We start from the raw sequence: 20,110 nt of genomic DNA, 5'->3' as shown, positions 1-20,110 counted from the left end.
TTGTTGCTGCTCCACCCCCCCACTTCTCCGAGCCGCAAGGAGGAACCAGGACATGCACCCAAGTTCCAGAAGCAGACGCCGGCGGACCCGGCGGCTGTGGACCGCCGTGGTGGCGGCCCTCGCGCTTCCGTTCACCATGCTCGCGAATGGCTCAACTTCCGCTCAAGCAGTGGGAGTTCAGTGCAGCGTCGACTACAAGACCAATGACTGGGGCTCCGGCTTCACCGCGGATCTCACGCTCACCAACCGGGGCACGGACCCGATCGACGGCTGGACCCTGACGTACGACTACCCGGGCAACCAGACGCTGACCAGCGGCTGGAACGGGACCTGGTCGCAGTCCGGCAGGACGGTCACCGCGAAGAACGCCTCCTGGAACGGGACGATCGCCGCCGGGGCAGCGGTCTCCGCCGGCGCACAGTTCACCTACAGCGGCACCAACACGGCGCCCGCCTCGTTCGCGATCAACGGCACCACCTGCACCGGCGCCCACCAGCCGCCGGTCACCGTGCTGACCAGCCCGGCCGCGGGCGCGGTCTACACGCAGGGCGACGCGATACCGCTGGCCGCGACCGCGGCGGCAGCCGACAACGCGACGATCGCCAAGGTCGAGTTCTACGACGACACGACCCTGCTGGGCACGGACACCAGCTCCCCCTACACGTTGTCCACCTCCAGCTTGACCGTGGGCAGTCATTCACTGGTGACCAAGGCCTACGACAGCCTGGGCGCCTCCGCGGCGTCCACACCGGTCGGCATCACGATCGCCTCGGGTCCCGCCGTGGTGGCCTCGCCGACGCAACTCGGCGTCCAGCAGAGCAAGTCGGGAACGTTCGCCGTGCAGCTTTCGAAGCAGCCGGCCGCGAACGTGACGGTGACGACCGCCCGTACGGACGGCAATACCGGACTGTCCGTCACCGGCGGCGCCTCGCTCACCTTCACCCCGGCCAACTGGAACACGGCACAGAACGTGACCGTCACCGCCGACGCCTCCGGGACCGGCGCCGCGACCTTCACGGCCTCGGCGACCGGGTACGCCAAGGCGACGGTCACCGTGACGGAGTTGGCCGCGTCGAAGGCCTACGACGCACGCTTCCTGGACCTCTACGGCAGGATCACCAACCCGGCGAACGGCTACTTCTCGCCCGAGGGCATCCCCTACCACTCGGTGGAGACGCTGATCGTCGAGGCGCCGGACCAGGGTCATGAGACGACGTCGGAGGCGTACAGCTATCTGATCTGGCTGCAGGCGATGTACGGGAAGGTCACCGGCGACTGGTCCAAGTTCAACGCCGCGTGGACGACCATGGAGACGTACATGATCCCCACCCACGCCGACCAGCCGACGAACTCCTTCTACAACGCCTCGAAGCCCGCGACCTACGCGCCGGAGCTCGACACCCCGAACGAGTACCCGGCCAAGCTCGACACGGGCGTCTCCGTCGGTCCGGACCCGATCGCGGCCGAGCTGAAGAGCGCGTACGGCACGGACGACGTGTACGGCATGCACTGGCTCCAGGACGTCGACAACGTCTACGGCTACGGCAACGAGCCCGGCGAGTGCGAGGCCGGACCGACCGCGACCGGACCGTCGTACATCAACACCTTCCAGCGCGGCGCGCAGGAGTCGGTGTGGGAGACCGTGCCGCAGCCGACCTGCGACGCCTTCAAGTACGGCTCCACCAACGGCTACCTGGACCTCTTCACCGGGGACTCCTCGTACGCCAAGCAGTGGAAGTACACCGACGCGCCGGACGCCGACGCGCGGGCCGTGCAGGCAGCGTACTGGGCCGACGTGTGGGCCAAGGCGCAGGGCAAGGGCGGCGACGTGTCCGCGACCGTCGGCAAGGCGGCGAAGATGGGCGACTATCTGCGCTACGCCATGTACGACAAGTACTTCAAGAAGATCGGCACCTGTGTCGGCCCGTCGACCTGCGCGGCCGGCACCGGAAAGGACGCCTCGCACTATCTGCTCTCCTGGTACTACGCCTGGGGCGGTGCGACCGACACCTCGGCGGGCTGGGCCTGGCGCATCGGCTCCAGCCATGTCCACGGCGGCTACCAGAACCCGCTGGCCGCGTACGCGCTCAGCTCGTACGCCGATCTGAGGCCCAAGTCATCGACGGGGGCGGCCGACTGGGGCACCTCCCTCACCCGGCAGCTGGAGTTCTACCGCTGGCTGCAGTCCAACGAGGGCGCCATCGCGGGCGGCGCGACCAACAGCTGGGCGGGCCGTTACGCGACCCCGCCGGCCGGGACGCCGACCTTCTACGGCATGTACTACGACCAGCAGCCGGTGTACCACGACCCGCCGTCCAACCAGTGGTTCGGCTTCCAGGCCTGGTCCATGGAGCGGGTGGCCGAGTACTACCAGCAGACGGGGAACGCGAGCGCGAAGGCGATCCTCGACAAGTGGGTCTCCTGGGCGCTGTCCAAGACCACGATCAACCCGGACGGCACCTACCAGATCCCCTCCACGCTCCAGTGGTCCGGCGCACCCGACACCTGGAACGCTTCAAGTCCCGGCGCCAACACCGGACTTCACGTGACCGTCGCCGACTACACCAACGACGTCGGTGTGGCCGCCGCGTACGCCAAGACCCTGTCGTACTACGCCGCCAAGTCCGGCAACTCCCAGGCGAAGACGACGGCGAAGGCACTCCTCGACGGCATGTGGAGCAACTACCAGGACAGCCTGGGCATCGCCGTCCCGGAGACCCGCGCCGACTACAACCGCTTCGACGACACGGTCTACGTCCCGAGCGGCTGGAGCGGCAAGATGCCGAACGGCGACACGATCAACTCCACCTCGACCTTCACCTCGCTCAGGTCCTTCTACAAGAACGACCCGAACTGGTCGAAGATCGAGGCCTATCTGGCGGGCGGAGCCGCGCCCTCCTTCACGTACCACCGGTTCTGGGCCCAGGCGGACATCGCCCTGGCCATGGGCTCGTACGCGGAGCTTCTCGAATAGTCCCCGCCGGGCGCTCTGCGGGTGAGGCGGTACTTGAGCTGCGGGCCGTCTGTGGCTGGTCGCGCAGTTCCCCGCGCCCCCCCGGGGCGCGGGACCAGTCGTGCCTCCAAGAGCGCCCGAAGCTCCGCGTGCGCGGTCTCGTCATCTGACGACGAGGCCACCTGGCCGGGCGGCCCCCACCCGCACTGGGGGCCGCCCGGTCGTCATGCCCTCCTGCGGAGAGGACCCCACCGTGCGAAGAACCCGTATCCTCACGGCCCTACTGGCACTGGCCGCCGGCCTGCCGGCGGGCAGTCCGTCCGCCCTCGCCTCGAGCCCCCCGACCACGACGCTCGCCGCCGACACGTACACCTGGAAGAACGCCCGGATCGACGGCGGCGGCTTCGTCCCCGGCATCGTGTTCAACCGCTCCGAGAAGAACCTCGCCTACGCCCGCACGGACATCGGCGGCGCCTACCGCTGGCAGGAGTCGACGAAGACCTGGACCCCGCTCACGGACTCGATCGGCTGGGACCGGTGGGGCCACACCGGGGTGGTCAGCCTCGCGTCCGCGACGACAGCGGTGGGCGCCTCGCCCCGTTCCGGGTGCCGGAGGCAGACTCCGCGCCGGCTGGCCGCACCGGGCACACCGGTGGCCGCCGTCGATGCGCGCCGTGCTGGTGTCCTGGACGCATTTGAGGAAGAGGGGCTGGTCGAGCCAGGAGGCGGACTGGTCGTTCATATGTTCGATATTTGGCGGGTGGGCTGCCTCACGCTGACCTGCTACATCCTCGGCATCGACCCGGCCGCCCTGGATCCTGTACGTCCACGTCGGCGGCTGCCATAGGGCGGGCAAGCGCAGCCGCGGCGTCGAGCGCGACCAGGCGCTCCGGGCACTCGCCGAAGGAGTCGCCGCCTGCACGCACTGTCGGCCGGACTCGGAGCTGGGATACCTGGAGTGACCGGCGCAGACGTGTAATCGGGCAGTCCGAGTGGGACGCTGGAACCGTGCCCGAGAGTGTGCCGGTGGTGGTACACCCGCCACAGCCGGACGGCGGCAGGCGGGTGACAATCCGCGGCGAGCCAGCCGGCACGGCCTACCACCTGCTGGACCTGGTCGAAATCCTGCGCCTCGCCAACCTGCCCAAGGTAGATACGACGATCGACGACCCCGAACTGATCGAGTGGCGCGGCGGCGGCCCCGAACTGTGGACGGCGCCGGGGTGACCTGTCTCCCCTAGGCGCTGCGCGGCTTCCGGCCGCCAGCCTTCTTGGCCGTCTTCTTCGTCGCCGCCTTCTTGGTGGGCTGCTTCTTCGCCGTCTTCTTGGCTGCGGTCTTCTTCGGCATCTCGTGGACGGTGGCGTCCTCGCCGCGCGCGATCCGGGCTTTGGCGACGGACTCCTGCAGCGCGGCCATCAGGTCCACGACCTTGCCCGCGGGGGCCTCGGGCTCCTCAGCCTTCGGTGGCTCCTTGTGCTCCCGCTTCGCCTCGATGAGCTGCTCCACGGCCTCGGTGTACTGGTCGGTGAACTCGGGCCCTTCGAGGTCGTCGCGGGTCAGGCGGTCGATGAGGTGTTCCGCCTCGGCGATCTCCTCGTCGGTGAGCTCCACCGCGTCCGGCGCCAGCTCGGACGGGTCGCGGATCTCGTCGTCCCAGCGCATGGCGTGCAGAACGATCACGCCGTCGCGGACCCGCAGGAGGCCGAGTCGTTCCCGGCCGGACCAGGCGTACTTGGCGACCGCCACCTTGCTGCTCCGCTCGAGGGCCTGGGCCAAGAGCTTGTACGGCTTCGCCGCCACCTGGCCGTCCGGCTGCAGGTAGTAGCCGTCCCCCACGCGGATCGGGTCGATACTCTCCGCCGGCATGAACGAGACCAGCTCGATGGCCTTCGCCGTCGGCAGTGGCATCTGCTGCAGCTCCTCGTCCGACACCGCAATGATCGTGTCCTTCGAGACCTCGTAGCCCTTGCCGATCTCTCCCTGCGCGACCTCGCGGTCCTCGATCGAGCAGTATTTCCGGACGCGGACGCGGGCCATGTCGTCGAGGTGGACCTGATGGAAGCGAATGCTGTGGTCCTCGGTGGCGCTCACGACGTGGATCGGAACCGTGACCAGCCCGAACGAGATGGCTCCTGACCAGATGGTTCGGGGCATGCCAGACCTCCGCGACGAGCCCCGAGAAGGCCAGCCTACGAGCGTCCGCACCGTCCGGCACACGCTGCGCGGGACGCTCTCGGCCCGCAGTCCGGATGCGCATCCGGGCAGGCCGAGCGAGCCTGAAACCATGCCCGGAGAGCCGCACGTGATCGTGTACCCGCCATCCCCGGTCGACGGCGGCCGACAGGTGCGCATCAACGGAGAGATCCTCGGCTTCGCGCACTCACTGCGTGACCTGACCGTCTTCCTCCAGCGCTCCGGGCTGGAAGGGGACGAGGTCGATGTAGCCAACTCACGGGTGATCGAGTGGCACGGCGGAGGGCCCGAAGCGTGGCCGCGGCGGACGTGACGAACCCCGAGAGCGTGTTCGGCCGGCACAGCGCAGCCGCGAAGCCTCCCGTGGGGAGCCGGGAGGTGCGGCAGGCCCCACCGCTCGCAGCGAACGCCAGGGCCCGAAAGGGGCTCCCACCTGGGGTGGAGGCCGCAGAAGCAACGATGCACCTCAATCAGCCACAGGCATAGAGGCGTGACCGGAAATAGCTCCCACCGCGCCCCGGCCCGCTGTCGGTGCCAGCAGCGATGATGCAGGCATGGCGATCACGATGCAGAACTTTGGCCTCACCTGGACAGACCCCGACGCCGTACCCCGCGCAGCCGCCGTCAGCTGCGACAAGACGAGCGCGGAGCGACGGTAGGCCCAGCTCGAGACCGAAGGCTGCATCCATGCGCAGGTCGTCGAGACCAAGCCCGGGGAACTCCCGCAGCCGCAGTGACGTGCGCCGGAATGTCCGGATGGGAACGCATCCGCCCGGTCGCGAACAGTCACAACTGTGTCACCGCCACCGCACGACACTCACGCTTTCTTCACACCTCCCGTTACGGTCACCTCACCACGAACCGCCCTTGGGGGGACCTTGTCGTATAACCAGCCGCCGCCATTCCCGCCCGCCCCGGCCCATCGGCCGCCCAGGGCGAAGTGGGCCCGGAAGCGGTACGTCCTTCCCGCGATCGGATTCGCCTTCTTCCTCGGCGTCGGCGCAGGCGGCAACGGACAGAACAGCAACAGCACGAAGTCGGCGTCCGACACGGTGCGGCCGACCGCGACCGCGACCGTCACTGCGACAGCGACGGCCACGGAGACCGCGAAGCCGGCGCCGACCGTGACCGCGACACAGACGGTCACGGTGAAGGTGACCGTCACCGCTAAGGCTGCCCCCGCGGCAGGCAGCGGATCCAGCAACAGCGGCGGCAGTTCGTCCAGCGGAACATCCGGCGGGTCATCCGGGAGCGGCGGCTCCAGCACTGCCGGAAACGGCGCTACCGCCCTGTGCAACGACGGCACCTACTCCTACGCCGCACACCACCAGGGCGCCTGCTCCCACCACGGCGGCGTGGCCGTCTTCTACAAGTAGGCCGACCGTTCCCGCACGAGCGCCCGCCCCAATCCGGGGCGGGCGCAAGGCTGAACGCTGGTTCATGAGGCCAGCAGCGGCAGCCGATCGGACGGCCCCAGGGGACCGCACTGCCACCGCCAGTCCGGAATGAGGCCTGCGCCGCGTCGGCCAGGGGCACGCCATCCCAGGGATCAGTCACGGTTCTCCTCGTCGGTCGCTCGAACGCGCAGCATGCTCAATGCGCGGGCGCGAGTTCCGTCGTCCGTCCTCTTCCCTGCCCGCCGCAGGCCGTCCTTGCGGTACTTCTCCACCATCTCCGTGCTTGACCAATCCCCGTTCGCCCCCAGGTCTGTCGGTACGCCGGCGCGCAGCCCGTGGGCAGTGACGTCCGAAGCGATGTCCAGCTCCGCCTTCGCGGCGATCTGTTTGACGAGTACGTTCACGGCCTGTCGCGTCAGGCCCCACCCCTTTGGGCTGATGGGCCCGAGGTTCCTCCACTGGTCCACGGTGCGGAGCAGCGGTAGGTGACGCCCCGCCTGGCCCGCCTCGACAAGTTCGGCCAGCCAGTCACGGGTGGCGGACAGGCAGGATGGATCGTCGATCTCGTACTCGCGCCCCTCGTCCGACTTGTCATGCTTGCTTACGCGCTTCGTCGCAACGAGGAGAACCGCACTCACGAACTCCAGGTCGCCGATACGCAGCGGGGAAAGTTCAGATGCGCGGGCGCGCATGTAGTAGCCGAGGAGTAGCAGGACCCGGTCCCGCTTCCCTGTGGCCGTACCAGTTGGGCAGACGTCAAGCATGAGGCGAAGGCGCTGCACCAGCGAGCAGGACCAGCAGATGCTGTCCGAGGCGCCCGGTATCCGTGACGTCTCCGGGCAGGCCATCGTCTTCCTCGCCGGACCGACCACCCGCACGCTCGACGACCTTCGCGACGGCGAGCGCGAGTTGCTGGACCGGGCGGAGAGGCGAGCGTGCGAACTCGCCTGACGTGACGAGACGCCCCGCCTCAACCTGGGAGGCGGGGCGCGTTCGTTGAAGGTTCACATTTCGTTACGGTTTCATCACCGTATCTCCGTGGCCCTTACATATTCCTCACCTGCGCCGTTACGGTCATCCCTCCACGAATCACCTTGGGGGGACACATGTCGCACAACCAGCCGCCGCCGTCCGGGCCTTCCAGCTGGGGCCAGGTACCGCCGCCGCCCCCGATGCCGCCGCAGCCCACCGGCCGCCCGAAGTGGGCACGCAAGCGGATCGTCATCCCCGCCGCCCTGGTCATCCTGTTCATCGGAGTCGGCATCGGATCCTCCGGCGACGGCCAGAAGACGGCCGCCGCTTCGGATCCCGCGCCGCGCGTCACCGTCACCGCGACCGCCGCAAGCAAGACGAAGCCCGAGCCCGCCCCGACCGTGACCGTGACGAAGACCGCGAAGCCGGCAGCCGCGAAGGCCACGCCGAAGAAGGCGGAACCGGCCGCCCCCGCCGACAAGGTCGTGTTCAAGGTGTGGGGTTCCGCCCCGGCCGGTGTGGACATCACCTACGGCAGCGACTCCGACAACCTGCAAGGCAGGGGCCTGCCCATGACGAAGACGCTCACATTGAAGGACGACGCCATGTATTACAACGTCACCGCCCAGCTCCAGGGCGGCGGCGACATCCACTGCTCGGTGACCGTGGACGGGAAGACCAAGTCGGGGCACGCGTCCGGCGGATACAACATCTGCAACGCGCAGCTCAGCGGCGGCCTCTTCGGCGGCTGGAGCTAGGACCCCGCTACACGACGAAGCGTCCCCGCTCACCCGCCGGTTGGCGGGGTAGCGGGGGCGTCGTCGTGTCCGGATGTCACAGCTCCGCAACCTCGCTCCACCTTCCGCCCCGTCTGCCCTACCGTGTCCCGACCAGCTCAACCCTGGGGGAATCTGTGCGTACCCGCATGATCGGCGCCATCCTGCTCGCCACTGCGGCTGGCGGTGTCGTCGCCTGCCAGCCGACTGACAGCAGCAAGGCCACCGGCACCCCGGCGTCAGGCGTCACCACGTCGGCGTCGAAGGATGACAAGCCCTCCGCGGCCGAGCGTAAGACGGTGCCCAACTTCGTCGGCATGGGCCTGCAGTCCGCGCAGGATGCAGCGCAGGAGCAGGGCTTCTACTCGCTGAAGTCGCACGACGCGCTCGGCCGGGACCGTACGCAGATCCTCGACCGCGACTGGAAGGTCTGCTCGCAGAACGTGAAGGCCGGCACGTCGCAGTCGACGGACACGACGCTGGACTTCGGGGCGGTGAAGCTCGCCGAGAAGTGCCCGGCGAAGGATGAGGCGGCCCCGTCTGCGGCGGGAGGGAAGATGCCGGACTTCAGGGGGAAGTCGGTGAAGGCGGCGCGGGCGGCGCTCGACTCGAGTACGTCGTTCACCGTCAAGGATGCCTCGGGTGCGGGTCGCTGGGTTCTGGTGGAGAGCAACTGGAAGGTGTGCGCGCAGTCGCCCGCCGCCGGTACTGCACTCAAAGGGCAGTCGGTGACGCTCAACGCTGTCAAGTTCGAGGAGACCTGCCCGTAACGGCGGGCCACATCGCAAGCTCAACCGTGGCGGGACAGATGCGTGTTCGCGCTACAGCAGCCGCAGCCACCCTGCTACTGGCCGCTCTCACCGCATGCGGTGGCGGTGGCGACGAGATGGCAGACAAGCCGACAGCTTCCGCTTCGCCGGGCAGCGGCAAGGGGAACGCCCCCGAGAAGACGCCGGCACTCGCTGACGACGCCCCGGTCGAGGGCCTCCACCTGGCGGCCGGTGGCCGCCTGCGCGGTGCCGGTGCCGAGGGCGGTGAGCCCGGCGGCGATCAGGGCGGCCGTGGTCACCAGGGCCGAGCCGATGGCGCGTCCGCGGTGCTGCCTGTGCGGGTGCTGCACGATGGTTGCCTCCTGGGAGGACAGACTGGTTCTGTCTCCTCAGGTGCCGTGGCGGGCAAAGGAGTTGCCGTCCTGGGACACCTGCGCGCAATCGCTCTCTACGCGTACAGGCGGACCAGTGCCGCCACCGTGCGCGCGATGCGCTCCCGCAGTGCGGCGGGCTCCAGCACCTCGATCGCCGCGCCCAGTCCGAGGAATGCGTCGTGGGCCTGGTCGATGGACTCGATGGGGACGGTGGCGCGCGTCCAACCATCCTGATCCACACGGCCGTCGACCTCGACGGCCCGGGCCGCCGGGCCGGTGAGAACGGTTCCCGGCGCGATCCGTATCACGGCCTCGGCGCGGCGCAGCCGGTCGTGGAACTCCCGTTGGTACGCCGTCCAGTACGCGGCCAGGTCGAACGTCTCCGGGCGGCTGAACTCCTCCTCCGTCGCGGCGAGTTCGAGAATCTGGTCGACGCGGAAGGTGCGCGGACCGGGGCCCGCGACGACGTACCAGCGGCCCGCCTTCAGGACCAGGCCGTACGGTTCCAGGCGGCGCCGCACATCCGTGGGCTCGCGCCAGCGGCGGTACAGGACGTGCAGCACCCGCGCGTTCCAGACGGCGTCGGCGACTGCGGGGAGGTGCGGGGTGTCGTCGGCGTCCGCGTACCAGCCGGGGGCGTCCAGGTGGAAGCGGCCGCTGATCCGGTCGGCGTGCGTGCGCAGTTCGCGCGGGAGGGCGGCGCGTACCTTCAGCTGGGCGGCGGCCAGGACCGGACCGAGGCCCAACTCGGCGGCGGGGCCGGGGACGCCGGCGAGGAAGAGGGCTTCGGCCTCCCCCTCCGTGAGGCCGGTGAGACGGGTGCGGTAGCCGTCGAGGAGGCGGTAGCCGCCGGCGTGCCCCGCGTCGCCGTACAGCGGAACGCCCGCCGCGCTCAGTGCCTCGACGTCCCGGTAGACCGTGCGCACCGAGACGTCGAGTTCCTCGGCGAGGTCCGCGGCGGTCATCCGGCCGCGGGTCTGGAGCAGCAGGAGGATCGAGACGAGTCGGCTGGACTTCACTGACACAGGATGTCAGTGAAGTCCGCCTAGCGTGCGCGTCATGGCTTCCACGACCTTGCCGAACTCCTCGAACTCCTCGACCGAACGGAACGAACCGAACTCCTCCGGCTTCAGGGAGAAACTACTGACCGTGCCGCCGCCCATCGAGGTGGCGGGGCGACGGATCAAGCGCTACCACGTCACCGCGGACCCGGCCGGTATCGCACCCGACGTCGAGGCGGCGGCGTACGCGATGCTGCCGAAACTGCTGCCGGAGCCCGACGGCACACCGCCCGCGACCTTCGTCGTACTGCACCGGGGCGGCGACGACGGCGCCTACCTCAACGCGTACAGCTGGGTGTGGGACAACGTCCTGCACTTCCGCGGCGCGTCGGCGGGCCAGCCGGTCCTGGGCTGCCCGGACCGGGACCCCACGCACTTCATCACACCCGACCTCCCCTGGATCGGCTGCGTCTGGGAGCTGCCGCCGATCCTGCACGAACGCGACGCCTGGGTGCGGCACATGCTCGCGCCCGACGCCCCCGACCTCGACGCCTACCTCGCCGACTCCCTCCCCGAGGGCACGACGGGAGACCGCTCATGAGCAGCGCGCACGACTTCGACTTCTTCCACGGCGAGTGGGACGTCCACCACCGGCGTCTGAGCGACTACCTCGACCCCGACAGCGGCTGGGAGGAGTTCGAGGCCACGAACCGCTGCTGGAGCCTGTTCGACGGCGCCGCGAACATCGACGAGATGACGGTGCCCGGTGAGGGCTGGCAGGGGCTCACCCTGCGGCTCTTCGACCCGGCGGCGCGGATGTGGTCGCTGAACTGGTCGTCGAGCCGCAGCGGGAAGCTGTTTCCGCCGGTGGTGGGGCGGTTCGGGCCCGACGGGCGCGGCGAGTTCCACGGCGACGACACGCACGACGGGAAGGACGTGCGGGTGCGGTTCGTCTGGTCGGGGATCTCCCCGACCACGGCTCGCTGGGAGCAGGCCTTCTCCGTGGACGGGGAGAAGACGTGGGTGACCAACTGGGTCATGGAGTTCGCGCGGCGGGGATCTTCCTGAACGCGCGGAGAGCGAACTGCGGGTCGGGGCGCGGGACTTCCTGATCGGGCAACGCTTCGAGCAGCGTGACGAAACGCTCGACCAGCGGGTCGTCCGGGGCGATCCGGGTGAACCAGCCGCGGCGCAGGTCCGCCACCGTGCTGCGCGGGCTGCGGCCCTGGCCGCGGCCCGGGAAACGAGCCCGACCGGTCGGGGCCAGGCCGTGCTCGACGGCGTACGCCTCGACGTCCTCGGTGCGGTCCTGGGCGGGGCGGCGCGGGCGGGAGGCGAGTACGGCGTCGATGTCGCTGCCCACGTCGTGCGCGGCGGCCTTGTCGACGGTGGTGACGTACACGCCGCCCGGGCGCAGGACCCGCGCGCACTCGGCGACGATGGCGCGGACGTCCTCGGCGCCGTCGACCAGATGGAGCAGCCAGACGCTGGTGACGGCGTCGAACGAGGCGTCGGGGAAGGGCAGTCGGCGGCTGTCGGCGCGGACCACCGCGCCCGGGAGCCGTGCCGCCGCCATCCGGGCCATGCCCTGCGCGGCGTCCGCGCCCGTCACCCGGAGTGTCGGGCGGGCGGCGGCGAGGCGGCGCGTGACGATTCCGGTGCCGCACGCGACGTCGAGCAGGGCCCGCGCATCGTCGGGGACGAGGCCGAGTACGGCGTCCGCGGCGGCGGCCGCTCTGGGCTCACCGCCCCTGCTGGCGTCGTATGCGTCGGCTTCCTTGTCGTAGTCCAGCATGCGGATCAGTGTGCGCCATGTCCCGGAGCGAGTGCCTCCACCCTGCGGGCGAGCTTGAGGTCGAGCTCGGTGACGGCGCCGCCGACGCTGTGGGTGTTCACGGTGAGGGAGATCGTGTTGTAGCCGAGGGTGAGGTCGGAGTGGTGGTCGAGCTCCTCCTGCACCTGGGCGATGTGTACGACCATCGCGGTCGCGGCGAAGTGGGAGGGGAGGTGGTAGGAGCGGGCGAGGTGGTCGCCGTCCAGCGACCAGCCGGGCAGCTCCGCGAGCTGATCCTCGATCTCCTTCTGCGACAGGGGTTCGACGGGCATGGCCTCGCTCCGTTCTTCTTGCGGTGGGGTGCGGTGGGGACTGTTTCTCAGCCTGCCACAGTCCCCCGAACAGGGCTCTCCGGCGCACCCGTCTTCGACTGCGGGTGTGTGGGGGCCGGTCGCGCAGTTCCCCGCGCCCCTGGAAACCCGGCCCGTCCGGCGTTCGAGGGCCCGGCCCACGTCGGGAGCGTTCCTCGGTTACGGTCGGCGTATGTCCATCGTCGCCGCAGGCCCGACCAGGCACTCAACCACCCCTGCCGGCAAAGGCGTCGGCCCGCTGCTGCGCGGCTGGCGGGAGCAGCGCCGGGTCAGCCAGCTGGAACTGGCGCTGCGGGCCGACTCCTCGGCCCGCCACATCAGCTTCATCGAGACCGGCCGCTCCCGCCCGAGCGAGGAGATGGTGCTGCGGCTGGCCGAGCACCTCGACGTCCCCGTACGGGAACGCAACGCGCTGCTGCTGGCCGCCGGCTACGCGCCCCACTACCCGGAGACCCCCCTCGACGACCCCTCGATGGACGCCCTGCGCCAGGGCATGGAGCGGCTGATCCAGGGCTACGAGCCCTACCCGGCGCTGGTGGTCGACGCCACGTACACCGTGCTCGCCGCCAACCGTGGCATCACCATGCTCCTGGAGGGCGTCTGCGAGTCGCTGCTCACGCCGCCGCTGAACGCGATGCGGCTGACCCTCCACCCGGAGGGCCTGGCGCCACGGATCCGCAACCACCGCGAGTGGCGCGACCACCTGCTCGCGCAGATGGAACGGCAGATCGCCCTGGACCGTTCCGAGCCACTGCGTGCGCTCCACGCGGAGGTGGCGGCCTACCCGGTACCGGAGCAGGAACGGGAAGGGGAAAGGGAAGGGGAACTGGACGGTGGCGTCGAGCCCGTCCCCTATTTCGCGCTCCCCCTCCAGATCGAGCACGGCGGGCGCGTGCTGTCCTTCATCTCCTCCATCTCCACTTTCAACACCCCGATGGACGTGACCGTCGCCGAGCTGGCCATCGAGACGTTTCTGCCCGCCGATCCGGCGACGGTCACATACCTTCAGTCACTGGTGTCTTGACGGAGCGTCGCCGATCCGTTTGAGTGGTGGCTTCGGCGCTTGGGGAGGGCGTGGCGTGAGTGAGCGGCGGGCTGCGCCCACCGTGGGGCAAGTGGTGCTCGGGCGGCGGCTGCAGGAATTGCGGGAGGCCACCGGGCTGAAGCGGGAAGAAGCCGCGCGTGTCCTGCGTGTCGCCCCGGCGACGGTGCGGAGGATGGAGATGGCCGAGGTCGCCCTCAAGATCCCGTACCTCCAGGTGCTGCTGACGACGTACGGCGTGGCCGACGACGAGGTGGCCGCCTTCGTCGCGCTCGCCGAGGAGGCGAACCAGCCGGGCTGGTGGCAGCGGTTCCACGATGTGCTGCCGGACTGGTTCAGCATGCACGTCAGCCTGGAGGGCGCCGCCCGTCTGATCCGCTCGTACGAGCCGCACTTCGTCCCCGGGCTATTGCAGACCGAGGAGTACGCGCGCGCCGTGCTCGAGGCGGGAACGGTGGGCCAGACGGGTCCCGAGGCCATCGAGCGGCATGTGACGCTGCGCATGACGCGGCAGCAGCTGCTGCTGGGACGCGAGCAGCGGCCCCACCTCTGGGTGATCATGGACGAGACCGCTCTGCGGCGTCCGGTGAGCATCCGCGGCAAGGTCATGCGCGACCAGATCGACCGGCTGCTGCGGGAGATGGAGAGCGACGACATCTCCGTCCAGGTCGCCGAGTACGCGAGCGGCCCGCATCCGGGGACGTACACCTCCTTCGCGCTGTTCCGCTTCGCGGAGCCGGAACTGCCCGACATGGTCTACAGCGAGTACCTGACCGGTGCCATCTACCTCGACTCCCGCGCCGAGGTGGCCATGCATCTGGAAGTGCTGGACCACATGTCCGCCCACGCCGCCTCCGTGCCCCGCACCAAGGAGATCCTGCGGGAGATCCGGGACACCTACTGAGAAGTTCCGGGAGAGGCGTTCTTGGTGCGGAGTTCCCAGGGAGGGGCTCGCCGAGAGCCCCTCACCGGGAGGCTTTTTACGCCGCGCCGCCCTTCGTCTCCCTCTCGTCGTCCACGATCTCGGCGTCCACCACGCCCTCCTCCTCCGCCGCCGTGGTGTGCTGGGCGGCCGGCTCCTCCCGGGGCGTCTGCTGGGCCTGGGCGTACATGGCCTGGCCCATCTTCTGGCTCACCGAGGCCAGATTCTCGACGCCGCCACGCAGGGTGGTGGTGTCGGTGGCCGAGTCCTCCAGGAGGCGCTTGAGGTCGGCGACAGCGGACTCGACCTCGGGTTTCGTCTCGGAGGGGATGCGTTCGTCGTTCTCGCGGAGGAACTTCTCGGTCTGGTAGACGAGTTGTTCGGCCTGGTTGCGGGTCTCGGCGGCCTCGCGGCGCGCGCGGTCCTCCTCGGCGTACTGCTCGGCCTCGCGCATCATGCGGTCGATGTCGTTCTTGGGGAGCGCGGAGCCGCCCGTGACGGTCATCTTCTGTTCCCGCCCGGTGGCGAGGTCCTTCGCCGAGACGTGCATGATCCCGTTGGCGTCGATGTCGAAGGCGACCTCGATCTGCGGGACGCCGCGTGGTGCGGGCGGCAGCCCGGTGAGGTCGAAGACGCCGAGCTTCTTGTTGTACGCGGCGATCTCGCGTTCGCCCTGGTAGACCTGGATACCGACCGAGGGCTGGTTGTCCACGGCCGTGGTGAAGATCTCCGAACGGCGGGTCGGGATCGTGGTGTTGCGCTCGATGAGTTTGGTCATGATGCCGCCCTTGGTCTCGATGCCGAGGGACAGCGGGGTGACGTCGAGGAGCAGGACGTCCTTCACGTCCCCCCTGATGACACCCGCCTGGAGAGCCGCGCCGAGCGCCACGACCTCGTCCGGGTTGACGCCCTTGTGCGGGTCCTTGCCGGTGAGTTCCCTGACCAGGTCCGTGACGGCGGGCATCCGGGTCGAGCCGCCGACCAGGATGACGTGGTCGACGGCGGCGATCTTGACGCCCGCGTCCTTGACCGCCTGGTGGAAGGGGGTCTTGCAGCGGTCGAGCAGATCGGCGGTCAACTCCTGGAACTGGGCGCGGGTCAGTTTCTCCTCGAGGTGCAGGGGGCCGTCGGCGGTGGCGGTGATGTAGGGCAGGTTGACGCTGGTCTCGGAGGAGCTGGACAGTTCGATCTTGGCCTTCTCGGCGCCCTCGCGCAGCCGTTGCATCGCCATCTTGTCGTGGCCGAGATCGATGCCGTACGAGGCCTTGAAGCGCTGTGCGAGGTGTTCGACGATCCGCTGGTCCCAGTCGTCGCCGCCGAGCCGGGTGTCGCCGTTGGTGGCCTTGACCTCGATGACGCCGTCGCCGATCTCCAGGAGCGAGACGTCGAAGGTGCCGCCGCCCAGGTCGAAGACGAGGACGGTCTGCTCCTCGCCCCGGTCGAGGCCGTAGGCGAGGGCGGCGGCCGTCGGCTCGTTGATGATCCGCAGCACCTTCAGGCCCGCGATCTCGCCCGCTTCCTTGGTGGCCTGGCGCTGGGCGTCGTCGAAGTACGCGGGCACGGTGATCACGGCGTCCGTGACGTCCTCACCGAGGTAGGCCTCCGCGTCCCGCTTCAGCTTCTGCAGAACGCGCGCCGACAGTTCCTGGGCGCGGTAGCGGGTGCCGTCGACGGAGCCCTTCTCCGGGAAGCGCCAGCTCGCGTCGCCCATGTGGCGCTTGACCGAGCGCGCGGTGCGCTCCACGTTGGTCACCGCCTGCCGTTTGGCGACCTCGCCGACGAGCACCTCGCCGTTCTTGGCGAAGGCCACCACGGAGGGGGTGGTGCGCGCACCCTCCGCGTTGGTCACGACGGTGGGGTCGCCGCCTTCCAGGAGGGCCACCACCGAGTTCGTCGTACCGAGGTCGATCCCGACCGCACGTGCCATGTCCGTCCCCTTCCGCCAGGGTGCTGCCCACCTTCAAGCACAAAACTTGAGTGCGTTCTTGTCAATGGGGCGGACATGACAGCGCCGCGGGCCCTGCGCGGGGACCGCGGCGCCGTTCTGCTCCCGGACGTCAGGCCAGCTTGGCCGTCAGGGTGATCGTCGTGCCGGTCAGCGCCGCGCTGACCGGGCAGTTCTTCTTCGCGTCCTCGGCCGCCGCGACGAAGCCGTCGTTGTCGAGGCCCGGCACCGTGCCCTCCACGGTCAGGTGGATGCCGGTGATGCCCTCGCCGGGCTGGAAGGTGACGTCGGCGTTGGTGACGAGCTTGGTGGGCGGGGTGCCCGCGCCCGCGAGGGCGTGCGACAGCGCCATGGAGAAGCAGCTGGAGTGGGCGGCGGCGATCAGCTCCTCGGGGCTGGTCTTACCATTGGCGTCCTGCGCCCGCGACGCCCACGTCACCGGCTGCTGGCCGATGCCGGAGGAGTCGAAGGTGACGACGCCGCTGCCCTCGAGCAGGTTGCCTTCCCACACGGTGTGCGCGGTGCGCGTGGTTGCCACGATGATTCCCTTCGATGGGGTCCCGTTTTCGGGGTCCGTGCGCACCATCCGATCACACCTGCGCCCGACTCACCCAGAATGACGGCTCGCCGAGACCGCGAAGACGGATCACCGCACCCGGAAGACGGGTCCCCGCGCCGTGAACGGGAGCCGCGCGCCCTGCGGAATCAGATACGCGTGCTCGCGACGCACCCGCAGCACGTCGCACCAGCCGTCCGTGATGACCAGCAGCGGCGCGCCCGGCGGGAAGTCGTCCGCGCGGTGCAGCAGATCGACGCCGGGCTGCAGCACCGTACCGCCGCGCCCGTGCACCCGTACGCGACCGGCGATCTCGGTGACCGGAAGATAGCCCGCGTCGTGCGGCGCCGCGTCGCAGAACACCACCCGCGCGGCCGGTACGTCCCGGGCCTCGGCGTACGAGGCGATGGCGCCCAGCGCCTTGCCGAGCAGCGTGCGGTCCATGGAGCCGGAGGTGTCGAGGACGACGCCGAAGGTGCAGCGGGCGATCTCCTCGGGCGGGAAGTACCTTCCCGCGCGCGGGATGTCGGGGGTGGACGCCTGACGGCGCGAGGGGCGCGCGTACGTCCGTACCGGCTCGGGGCGGGGCACGAACTCGTCGAACCAGCGGGCCAGGCGGGCGTCCCAGGGCAGCGGCGGATGGTCGAGCGCGCGGATCTCCTCGATCAGCCCGCCCGGCAAATAGCCCCGCTCCAGCTGCTGGTGCAGGTCGAAGCCGTGGCTCAGCCCTCGCCGGTAGAGCTCGTCCAGGTCCACGTAGTCGCGCGGGGAACCGAGCGGGGCGCCGAGGATGTCACCCGCCCCCTTGCCGCGCAGCGTGGACAGCCGGCGCATCCGGCGCAGGTCCTTCGCGATCCGGTCGTACACCTCCTCCGCCGAGAGGTCCTTCAACTCGGCGTCGTACAGGAGTCCTTCGGGCATCGTGCCGACCTGCATCTCGCACAGCCAGCCGTTGATGACGTAGTCGGCGGCGATGTTGAAGAGGTACGGGTCGCGGGCGCCGCAGCGGTCGCCGTGCCGCAGGGCGGCGTGCAGCATCTCGTGGGCGAGGACGAACCGCCATTCCTCGTCCTCCAGTTGATGCAGCGGGTTGATGTAGATCTCCCCCGCCTCCGCGTTCACGGCGGCGACGGAGATGTCGTGGGCGCGGGCCAGTTCGGCGTCGGCGACCAGGGTGATGCCGGCCGCGATGCCGCCGAGCAGCGGGTACGAGGAGATGAACCAGCTCAGCGCCCGCTCCCAGGGCTGCAGCCGGGTGGGCCCGCCGCGCATCGAGCCGCGACGGCCGCCGGCCATGTCCATCGCCGTGGCCACGGTGCGGGTCAGGGCGTGCGCGAACTCGAGCTGCCAGTCCGGGGCCTGGCCGCCCTTCCAGGTGTCCCACGGCACCAGCAGCTGGTCCGGCTCGCCGCCGGCCGTACCGCAGCGCTCGTACGGGACCGGAGTGCCCTCGCGCCGCCAGCGTGCGGCGAGTTGCTCCTCGTCGCCGTCGGGGTAGGTGGGCGGCAGGTCCTCGGGGGTGAGGCCGATGGGGAAGCCGAGCAGGAAGCGGTTGACGACCGCGCAGCGGGCGGCGAGGGCGTGGCGGTCGGGCTGCTCGCGCGTCTTCGGCGCCGCCGGGACATGGCCGAAGCCCAGGTGGATGACGGCGTGCGCGACCGCCCAGGCCCACTCGACGGGCTCGGCGCGGCGGGTGGGGTGGACGTGCAGTACGCCGTTGGAGTCGACGCGGACGAGCCCGTCGCGGGGCGAGTCGGGGCAGTCCTCCTGGCGGCAGGTGCTGAAGCCGATGGCGGCGAGCGCCCGGTTGGCCCGCACCAGCCGCATCCCCTCCGCGAAGGCCTCCGCCGCCAGGTCCTTCTTCGGCTGCCCCTTGCTGCGGCGCGTCGGCGTACGGCTCACTGCCGCGCCTCGACCAGCCGGGGCATGTCCCGGGCCGCCTCGACCAGGAACCAGGCGGGCAGGAGGGGGTTGCCGTCGGTGTCCGGGGCGATGACGCTCTGCGCGACCTCCACGGAGATCTCGGCGAGCTGCACGAGCAGCGACTTGGCGCGGTACGCGGTCTGTTGTCCGCTCGCGGAGAGGTGCTCCTTGCTGGCGGGCAGCTCCTTGACGAGCCGGCCGCGGAAGGACTCGGCGAGGTAGTAGAGCAGGTCGCGGTCCTCGGGGCGGTGCGGCCAGCGGGCGTCGCCCTTGACGATCGCCTCGATGCCGAACCGGCTGCGCACGATCTTCACATAGCCGCAGAAGGCGACCGCGTGCGCGGGCGTCAGGGTGCCGTGCGCGATCACCTTCAGGGTCGGCTCGTCGAGGGCCGGCCCGAAGGAGTGCAGCGCGTCGGAGAGCATGTGCCAGGAGCGCGGCGTGGAGAACGGCTCCTCGGTCTTCGGCGGCTTGGACCACAGGTGGTCGGGCCGGTCGGTGAGGTGGTCCACGACCCAGGGGTGAATGCCGTTGCCGGCGGCCCAGCCGAGCCAGTCCTTGGAGGAGGCCTCCAGGTGCACGTGCGTGAGGCGGTTGATCAGCGCGGAGGCGATCGGGCGGGCCAGCGCGTTGTCGGTGGCGCGGTTGCCCGCGCCGATCACGATCGAGCCCTTGGGCAGCTCGTAGTTGCCGATGCGGCGGTCCAGGATCAGCGAGTAGAACGCCTTCTGCACATCCGGCGTCGCCGCGTTCAGCTCGTCCAGGAAGAGGCAGTACGGCTCGTCCCGGGCGATCGCCTCCGGCGGGCAGAACACCGAGCGCCCGTCGCGGATCTGCGGGACACCGATCAGGTCCTCGGGTGCGAGCTGGGTGCCGAGCAGGCTGACGCACTCCAGTCCCAGCGACTCGGCGAACTCCCTCACCAGGGAGGACTTTCCGATGCCGGGGGCGCCCCAGAGGAAGACCGGCCGCACGGTCGCGAGACCGAGCAGCAGTTCCGGTATACGGGCGGGGGTGACGGTCACGACTGCCTGCACGCAGCATCCTCGGGGGTCGGCAAGTGCCCCGCGGGTGCGCGGTGCTCCATGCGAACAGTGTGTGCGCGGGACTCGCCGACCGCAGCCCATTTTCCGCCGCCCG

The 20,110-nt window shown here is 70.0% G+C and carries 23 protein-coding genes and 1 pseudogene; 13 read left to right on the top strand and 11 right to left on the bottom strand.

All coding sequences use genetic code 11. The annotated features are described in order from the left end of the window. Nucleotides 1–52: 52 nt before the first annotated feature. The 4 genes and pseudogenes from AAFF41_RS38230 to AAFF41_RS38215 all read left to right on the top strand — a co-directional run bounded on the left by AAFF41_RS38230 (nt 53) and on the right by AAFF41_RS38215 (nt 4,180). On the top strand, nt 53–2,974 hold the full coding sequence (locus AAFF41_RS38230; RefSeq protein WP_343325392.1) for a glycoside hydrolase family 48 protein: 2,922 nt from the start codon (nt 53–55) through the stop codon (nt 2,972–2,974). A 232-nt stretch (nt 2,975–3,206) separates the two neighbouring features. Next, nucleotides 3,207–3,524, top strand: a pseudogene (locus tag AAFF41_RS38225) (xyloglucanase); the annotation flags it as partial. A gap of 244 nt (nt 3,525–3,768) precedes the next feature. Then, nucleotides 3,769–3,915 (top strand): DUF6233 domain-containing protein, encoded by a 147-nt coding sequence (locus AAFF41_RS38220; RefSeq protein ID WP_343326417.1) that lies wholly within the window; start codon nt 3,769–3,771, stop codon nt 3,913–3,915. Nucleotides 3,916–3,961: 46 nt separating this feature from the next. Further along, nucleotides 3,962–4,180: a hypothetical protein gene (locus AAFF41_RS38215; protein WP_319749550.1), complete on the top strand. Its 219-nt coding sequence runs from the start codon at nt 3,962–3,964 to the stop codon at nt 4,178–4,180. Between the two features lie 10 nt (nt 4,181–4,190). Here AAFF41_RS38215 and ku read toward each other — a convergent pair whose 3' ends face one another. Continuing rightward, on the bottom strand, nt 4,191–5,108 hold the full coding sequence (ku, locus tag AAFF41_RS38210; RefSeq protein ID WP_343325391.1) for a non-homologous end joining protein Ku: 918 nt from the start codon (nt 5,106–5,108) through the stop codon (nt 4,191–4,193). 130 nt (nt 5,109–5,238) lie between these two features. Here ku and AAFF41_RS38205 point away from each other — a divergent pair, with 130 nt between their 5' ends. Further along, entirely contained in the window at nt 5,239–5,460 is a 222-nt protein-coding gene (locus tag AAFF41_RS38205; protein ID WP_319749552.1) for a hypothetical protein, read from the top strand. Nucleotides 5,461–5,964: 504 nt separating this feature from the next. Here AAFF41_RS38205 and AAFF41_RS38200 read toward each other — a convergent pair. Next, a complete protein-coding gene (locus AAFF41_RS38200; RefSeq protein ID WP_343325390.1) occupies nt 5,965–6,414 on the bottom strand; it encodes a hypothetical protein in 450 nt (149 codons plus the stop codon). Between the two features lie 22 nt (nt 6,415–6,436). Between AAFF41_RS38200 and AAFF41_RS51800 the strand changes: the two genes are divergently transcribed. Continuing rightward, a complete protein-coding gene (locus AAFF41_RS51800) occupies nt 6,437–6,523 on the top strand; it encodes a DUF3761 domain-containing protein (protein ID WP_351516337.1) in 87 nt (28 codons plus the stop codon). 173 nt (nt 6,524–6,696) lie between these two features. On the opposite strand, the gene AAFF41_RS38195 is transcribed toward AAFF41_RS51800, so the two are convergent. Then, entirely contained in the window at nt 6,697–7,308 is a 612-nt protein-coding gene (locus AAFF41_RS38195) for a tyrosine-type recombinase/integrase (protein ID WP_343325389.1), read from the bottom strand. Here AAFF41_RS38195 and AAFF41_RS38190 point away from each other — a divergent pair. The 3 genes from AAFF41_RS38190 (at nt 7,307) to AAFF41_RS38180 (ending at nt 9,062) form a co-directional block, all read left to right on the top strand. Then, on the top strand, nt 7,307–7,495 hold the full coding sequence (locus AAFF41_RS38190) for a hypothetical protein (RefSeq protein WP_319749556.1): 189 nt from the start codon (nt 7,307–7,309) through the stop codon (nt 7,493–7,495). The two genes, AAFF41_RS38195 and AAFF41_RS38190, sit on opposite strands and share 2 nt — an antisense overlap. 155 nt (nt 7,496–7,650) lie before the next feature. After that, complete coding sequence (locus tag AAFF41_RS38185) at nt 7,651–8,274, top strand: MmpS family transport accessory protein (protein WP_319749557.1); 624 nt, start codon at nt 7,651–7,653, stop codon at nt 8,272–8,274. Between the two features lie 167 nt (nt 8,275–8,441). Further along, a complete protein-coding gene (locus AAFF41_RS38180) occupies nt 8,442–9,062 on the top strand; it encodes a PASTA domain-containing protein (RefSeq protein ID WP_319749558.1) in 621 nt (206 codons plus the stop codon). A gap of 74 nt (nt 9,063–9,136) precedes the next feature. Here the strand turns inward: AAFF41_RS38180 and AAFF41_RS38175 are convergent, their stop codons facing one another. Beyond that, the gene (locus AAFF41_RS38175; protein WP_319749559.1) at nt 9,137–9,412 is read right to left on the bottom strand and encodes a hypothetical protein; all 276 of its coding nucleotides are present in this window, start codon (nt 9,410–9,412) and stop codon (nt 9,137–9,139) included. Between the two features lie 98 nt (nt 9,413–9,510). Then, nucleotides 9,511–10,455 (bottom strand): helix-turn-helix transcriptional regulator, encoded by a 945-nt coding sequence (locus AAFF41_RS38170; protein WP_319749560.1) that lies wholly within the window; start codon nt 10,453–10,455, stop codon nt 9,511–9,513. Nucleotides 10,456–10,585: 130 nt separating this feature from the next. On the opposite strand from AAFF41_RS38170, the gene AAFF41_RS38165 reads away from it, so the two are divergent. Both AAFF41_RS38165 and AAFF41_RS38160 read left to right on the top strand, forming a co-directional pair. Continuing rightward, nucleotides 10,586–11,038 (top strand): hypothetical protein, encoded by a 453-nt coding sequence (locus AAFF41_RS38165; RefSeq protein ID WP_211119084.1) that lies wholly within the window; start codon nt 10,586–10,588, stop codon nt 11,036–11,038. Further along, a complete protein-coding gene (locus AAFF41_RS38160; protein WP_343325388.1) occupies nt 11,035–11,505 on the top strand; it encodes a hypothetical protein in 471 nt (156 codons plus the stop codon). The genes AAFF41_RS38165 and AAFF41_RS38160 overlap by 4 nt, the downstream gene beginning before the upstream one ends. Here AAFF41_RS38160 and AAFF41_RS38155 read toward each other — a convergent pair. Both AAFF41_RS38155 and AAFF41_RS38150 read right to left on the bottom strand, forming a co-directional pair. Next, nucleotides 11,474–12,232, bottom strand: coding sequence for a class I SAM-dependent methyltransferase (locus AAFF41_RS38155; RefSeq protein ID WP_319749562.1), 759 nt, complete (start codon nt 12,230–12,232; stop codon nt 11,474–11,476). The two genes, AAFF41_RS38160 and AAFF41_RS38155, sit on opposite strands and share 32 nt — an antisense overlap. Before the next feature lie 5 nt (nt 12,233–12,237). After that, the gene (locus AAFF41_RS38150) at nt 12,238–12,543 is read right to left on the bottom strand and encodes a 4a-hydroxytetrahydrobiopterin dehydratase (protein WP_054236663.1); all 306 of its coding nucleotides are present in this window, start codon (nt 12,541–12,543) and stop codon (nt 12,238–12,240) included. Between the two features lie 211 nt (nt 12,544–12,754). Between AAFF41_RS38150 and AAFF41_RS38145 the strand changes: the two genes are divergently transcribed. After that, complete coding sequence (locus AAFF41_RS38145) at nt 12,755–13,606, top strand: helix-turn-helix domain-containing protein (protein ID WP_343325387.1); 852 nt, start codon at nt 12,755–12,757, stop codon at nt 13,604–13,606. Nucleotides 13,607–13,661: 55 nt separating this feature from the next. After that, nucleotides 13,662–14,528 carry a helix-turn-helix domain-containing protein gene (locus AAFF41_RS38140; protein ID WP_319749564.1) on the top strand — a complete coding sequence of 289 codons (867 nt, stop codon included), beginning with the start codon at nt 13,662–13,664 and terminating at the stop codon, nt 14,526–14,528. 76 nt (nt 14,529–14,604) lie between these two features. Here the strand turns inward: AAFF41_RS38140 and dnaK are convergent, their stop codons facing one another. The 4 genes from dnaK to AAFF41_RS38120 form a co-directional block, all read right to left on the bottom strand. Next, a complete protein-coding gene (gene dnaK, locus AAFF41_RS38135) occupies nt 14,605–16,473 on the bottom strand; it encodes a molecular chaperone DnaK (protein WP_319749565.1) in 1,869 nt (622 codons plus the stop codon). A gap of 130 nt (nt 16,474–16,603) precedes the next feature. Further along, on the bottom strand, nt 16,604–17,029 hold the full coding sequence (locus AAFF41_RS38130; RefSeq protein WP_060901013.1) for an OsmC family protein: 426 nt from the start codon (nt 17,027–17,029) through the stop codon (nt 16,604–16,606). Nucleotides 17,030–17,137: 108 nt separating this feature from the next. After that, the gene (locus AAFF41_RS38125) at nt 17,138–18,949 is read right to left on the bottom strand and encodes a vWA domain-containing protein (RefSeq protein ID WP_319749566.1); all 1,812 of its coding nucleotides are present in this window, start codon (nt 18,947–18,949) and stop codon (nt 17,138–17,140) included. After that, complete coding sequence (locus AAFF41_RS38120; protein WP_054236668.1) at nt 18,946–20,007, bottom strand: ATP-binding protein; 1,062 nt, start codon at nt 20,005–20,007, stop codon at nt 18,946–18,948. Before AAFF41_RS38120 ends, AAFF41_RS38125 begins: the two co-directional genes overlap by 4 nt. Nucleotides 20,008–20,110: the final 103 nt, after the last annotated feature.

Source organism: Streptomyces mirabilis, from assembly GCF_039503195.1.
Taxonomy (GTDB): Bacteria; Actinomycetota; Actinomycetes; order Streptomycetales; family Streptomycetaceae; genus Streptomyces; species Streptomyces mirabilis_D.
Note: the sequence above shows the minus strand (reverse complement) of the source record. Positions and strands in the feature narration are given on the sequence as shown.

Bases quoted from the DNA above. Each gene is read 5' to 3' on its own strand.
- AAFF41_RS38205 (WP_319749552.1), top strand. From the start codon at position 5,239: ATGCCCGGAGAGCCGCACGTGATCGTGTACCCGCCATCCCCGGTCGAC.
- AAFF41_RS38195 (WP_343325389.1), bottom strand. From the start codon at position 7,308: ATGCTTGACGTCTGCCCAACTGGTACGGCCACAGGGAAGCGGGACCGG.
- AAFF41_RS38160 (WP_343325388.1), top strand. From the start codon at position 11,035: ATGAGCAGCGCGCACGACTTCGACTTCTTCCACGGCGAGTGGGACGTC.
- AAFF41_RS38230 (WP_343325392.1), top strand. From the start codon at position 53: ATGCACCCAAGTTCCAGAAGCAGACGCCGGCGGACCCGGCGGCTGTGG.
- AAFF41_RS38145 (WP_343325387.1), top strand. From the start codon at position 12,755: ATGTCCATCGTCGCCGCAGGCCCGACCAGGCACTCAACCACCCCTGCC.
- ku (WP_343325391.1), bottom strand. From the start codon at position 5,108: ATGCCCCGAACCATCTGGTCAGGAGCCATCTCGTTCGGGCTGGTCACG.
- dnaK (WP_319749565.1), bottom strand. From the start codon at position 16,473: ATGGCACGTGCGGTCGGGATCGACCTCGGTACGACGAACTCGGTGGTG.
- AAFF41_RS38190 (WP_319749556.1), top strand. From the start codon at position 7,307: ATGAGGCGAAGGCGCTGCACCAGCGAGCAGGACCAGCAGATGCTGTCC.
- AAFF41_RS38180 (WP_319749558.1), top strand. From the start codon at position 8,442: ATGATCGGCGCCATCCTGCTCGCCACTGCGGCTGGCGGTGTCGTCGCC.
- AAFF41_RS38155 (WP_319749562.1), bottom strand. From the start codon at position 12,232: ATGCTGGACTACGACAAGGAAGCCGACGCATACGACGCCAGCAGGGGC.
- AAFF41_RS38150 (WP_054236663.1), bottom strand. From the start codon at position 12,543: ATGCCCGTCGAACCCCTGTCGCAGAAGGAGATCGAGGATCAGCTCGCG.
- AAFF41_RS38185 (WP_319749557.1), top strand. From the start codon at position 7,651: ATGTCGCACAACCAGCCGCCGCCGTCCGGGCCTTCCAGCTGGGGCCAG.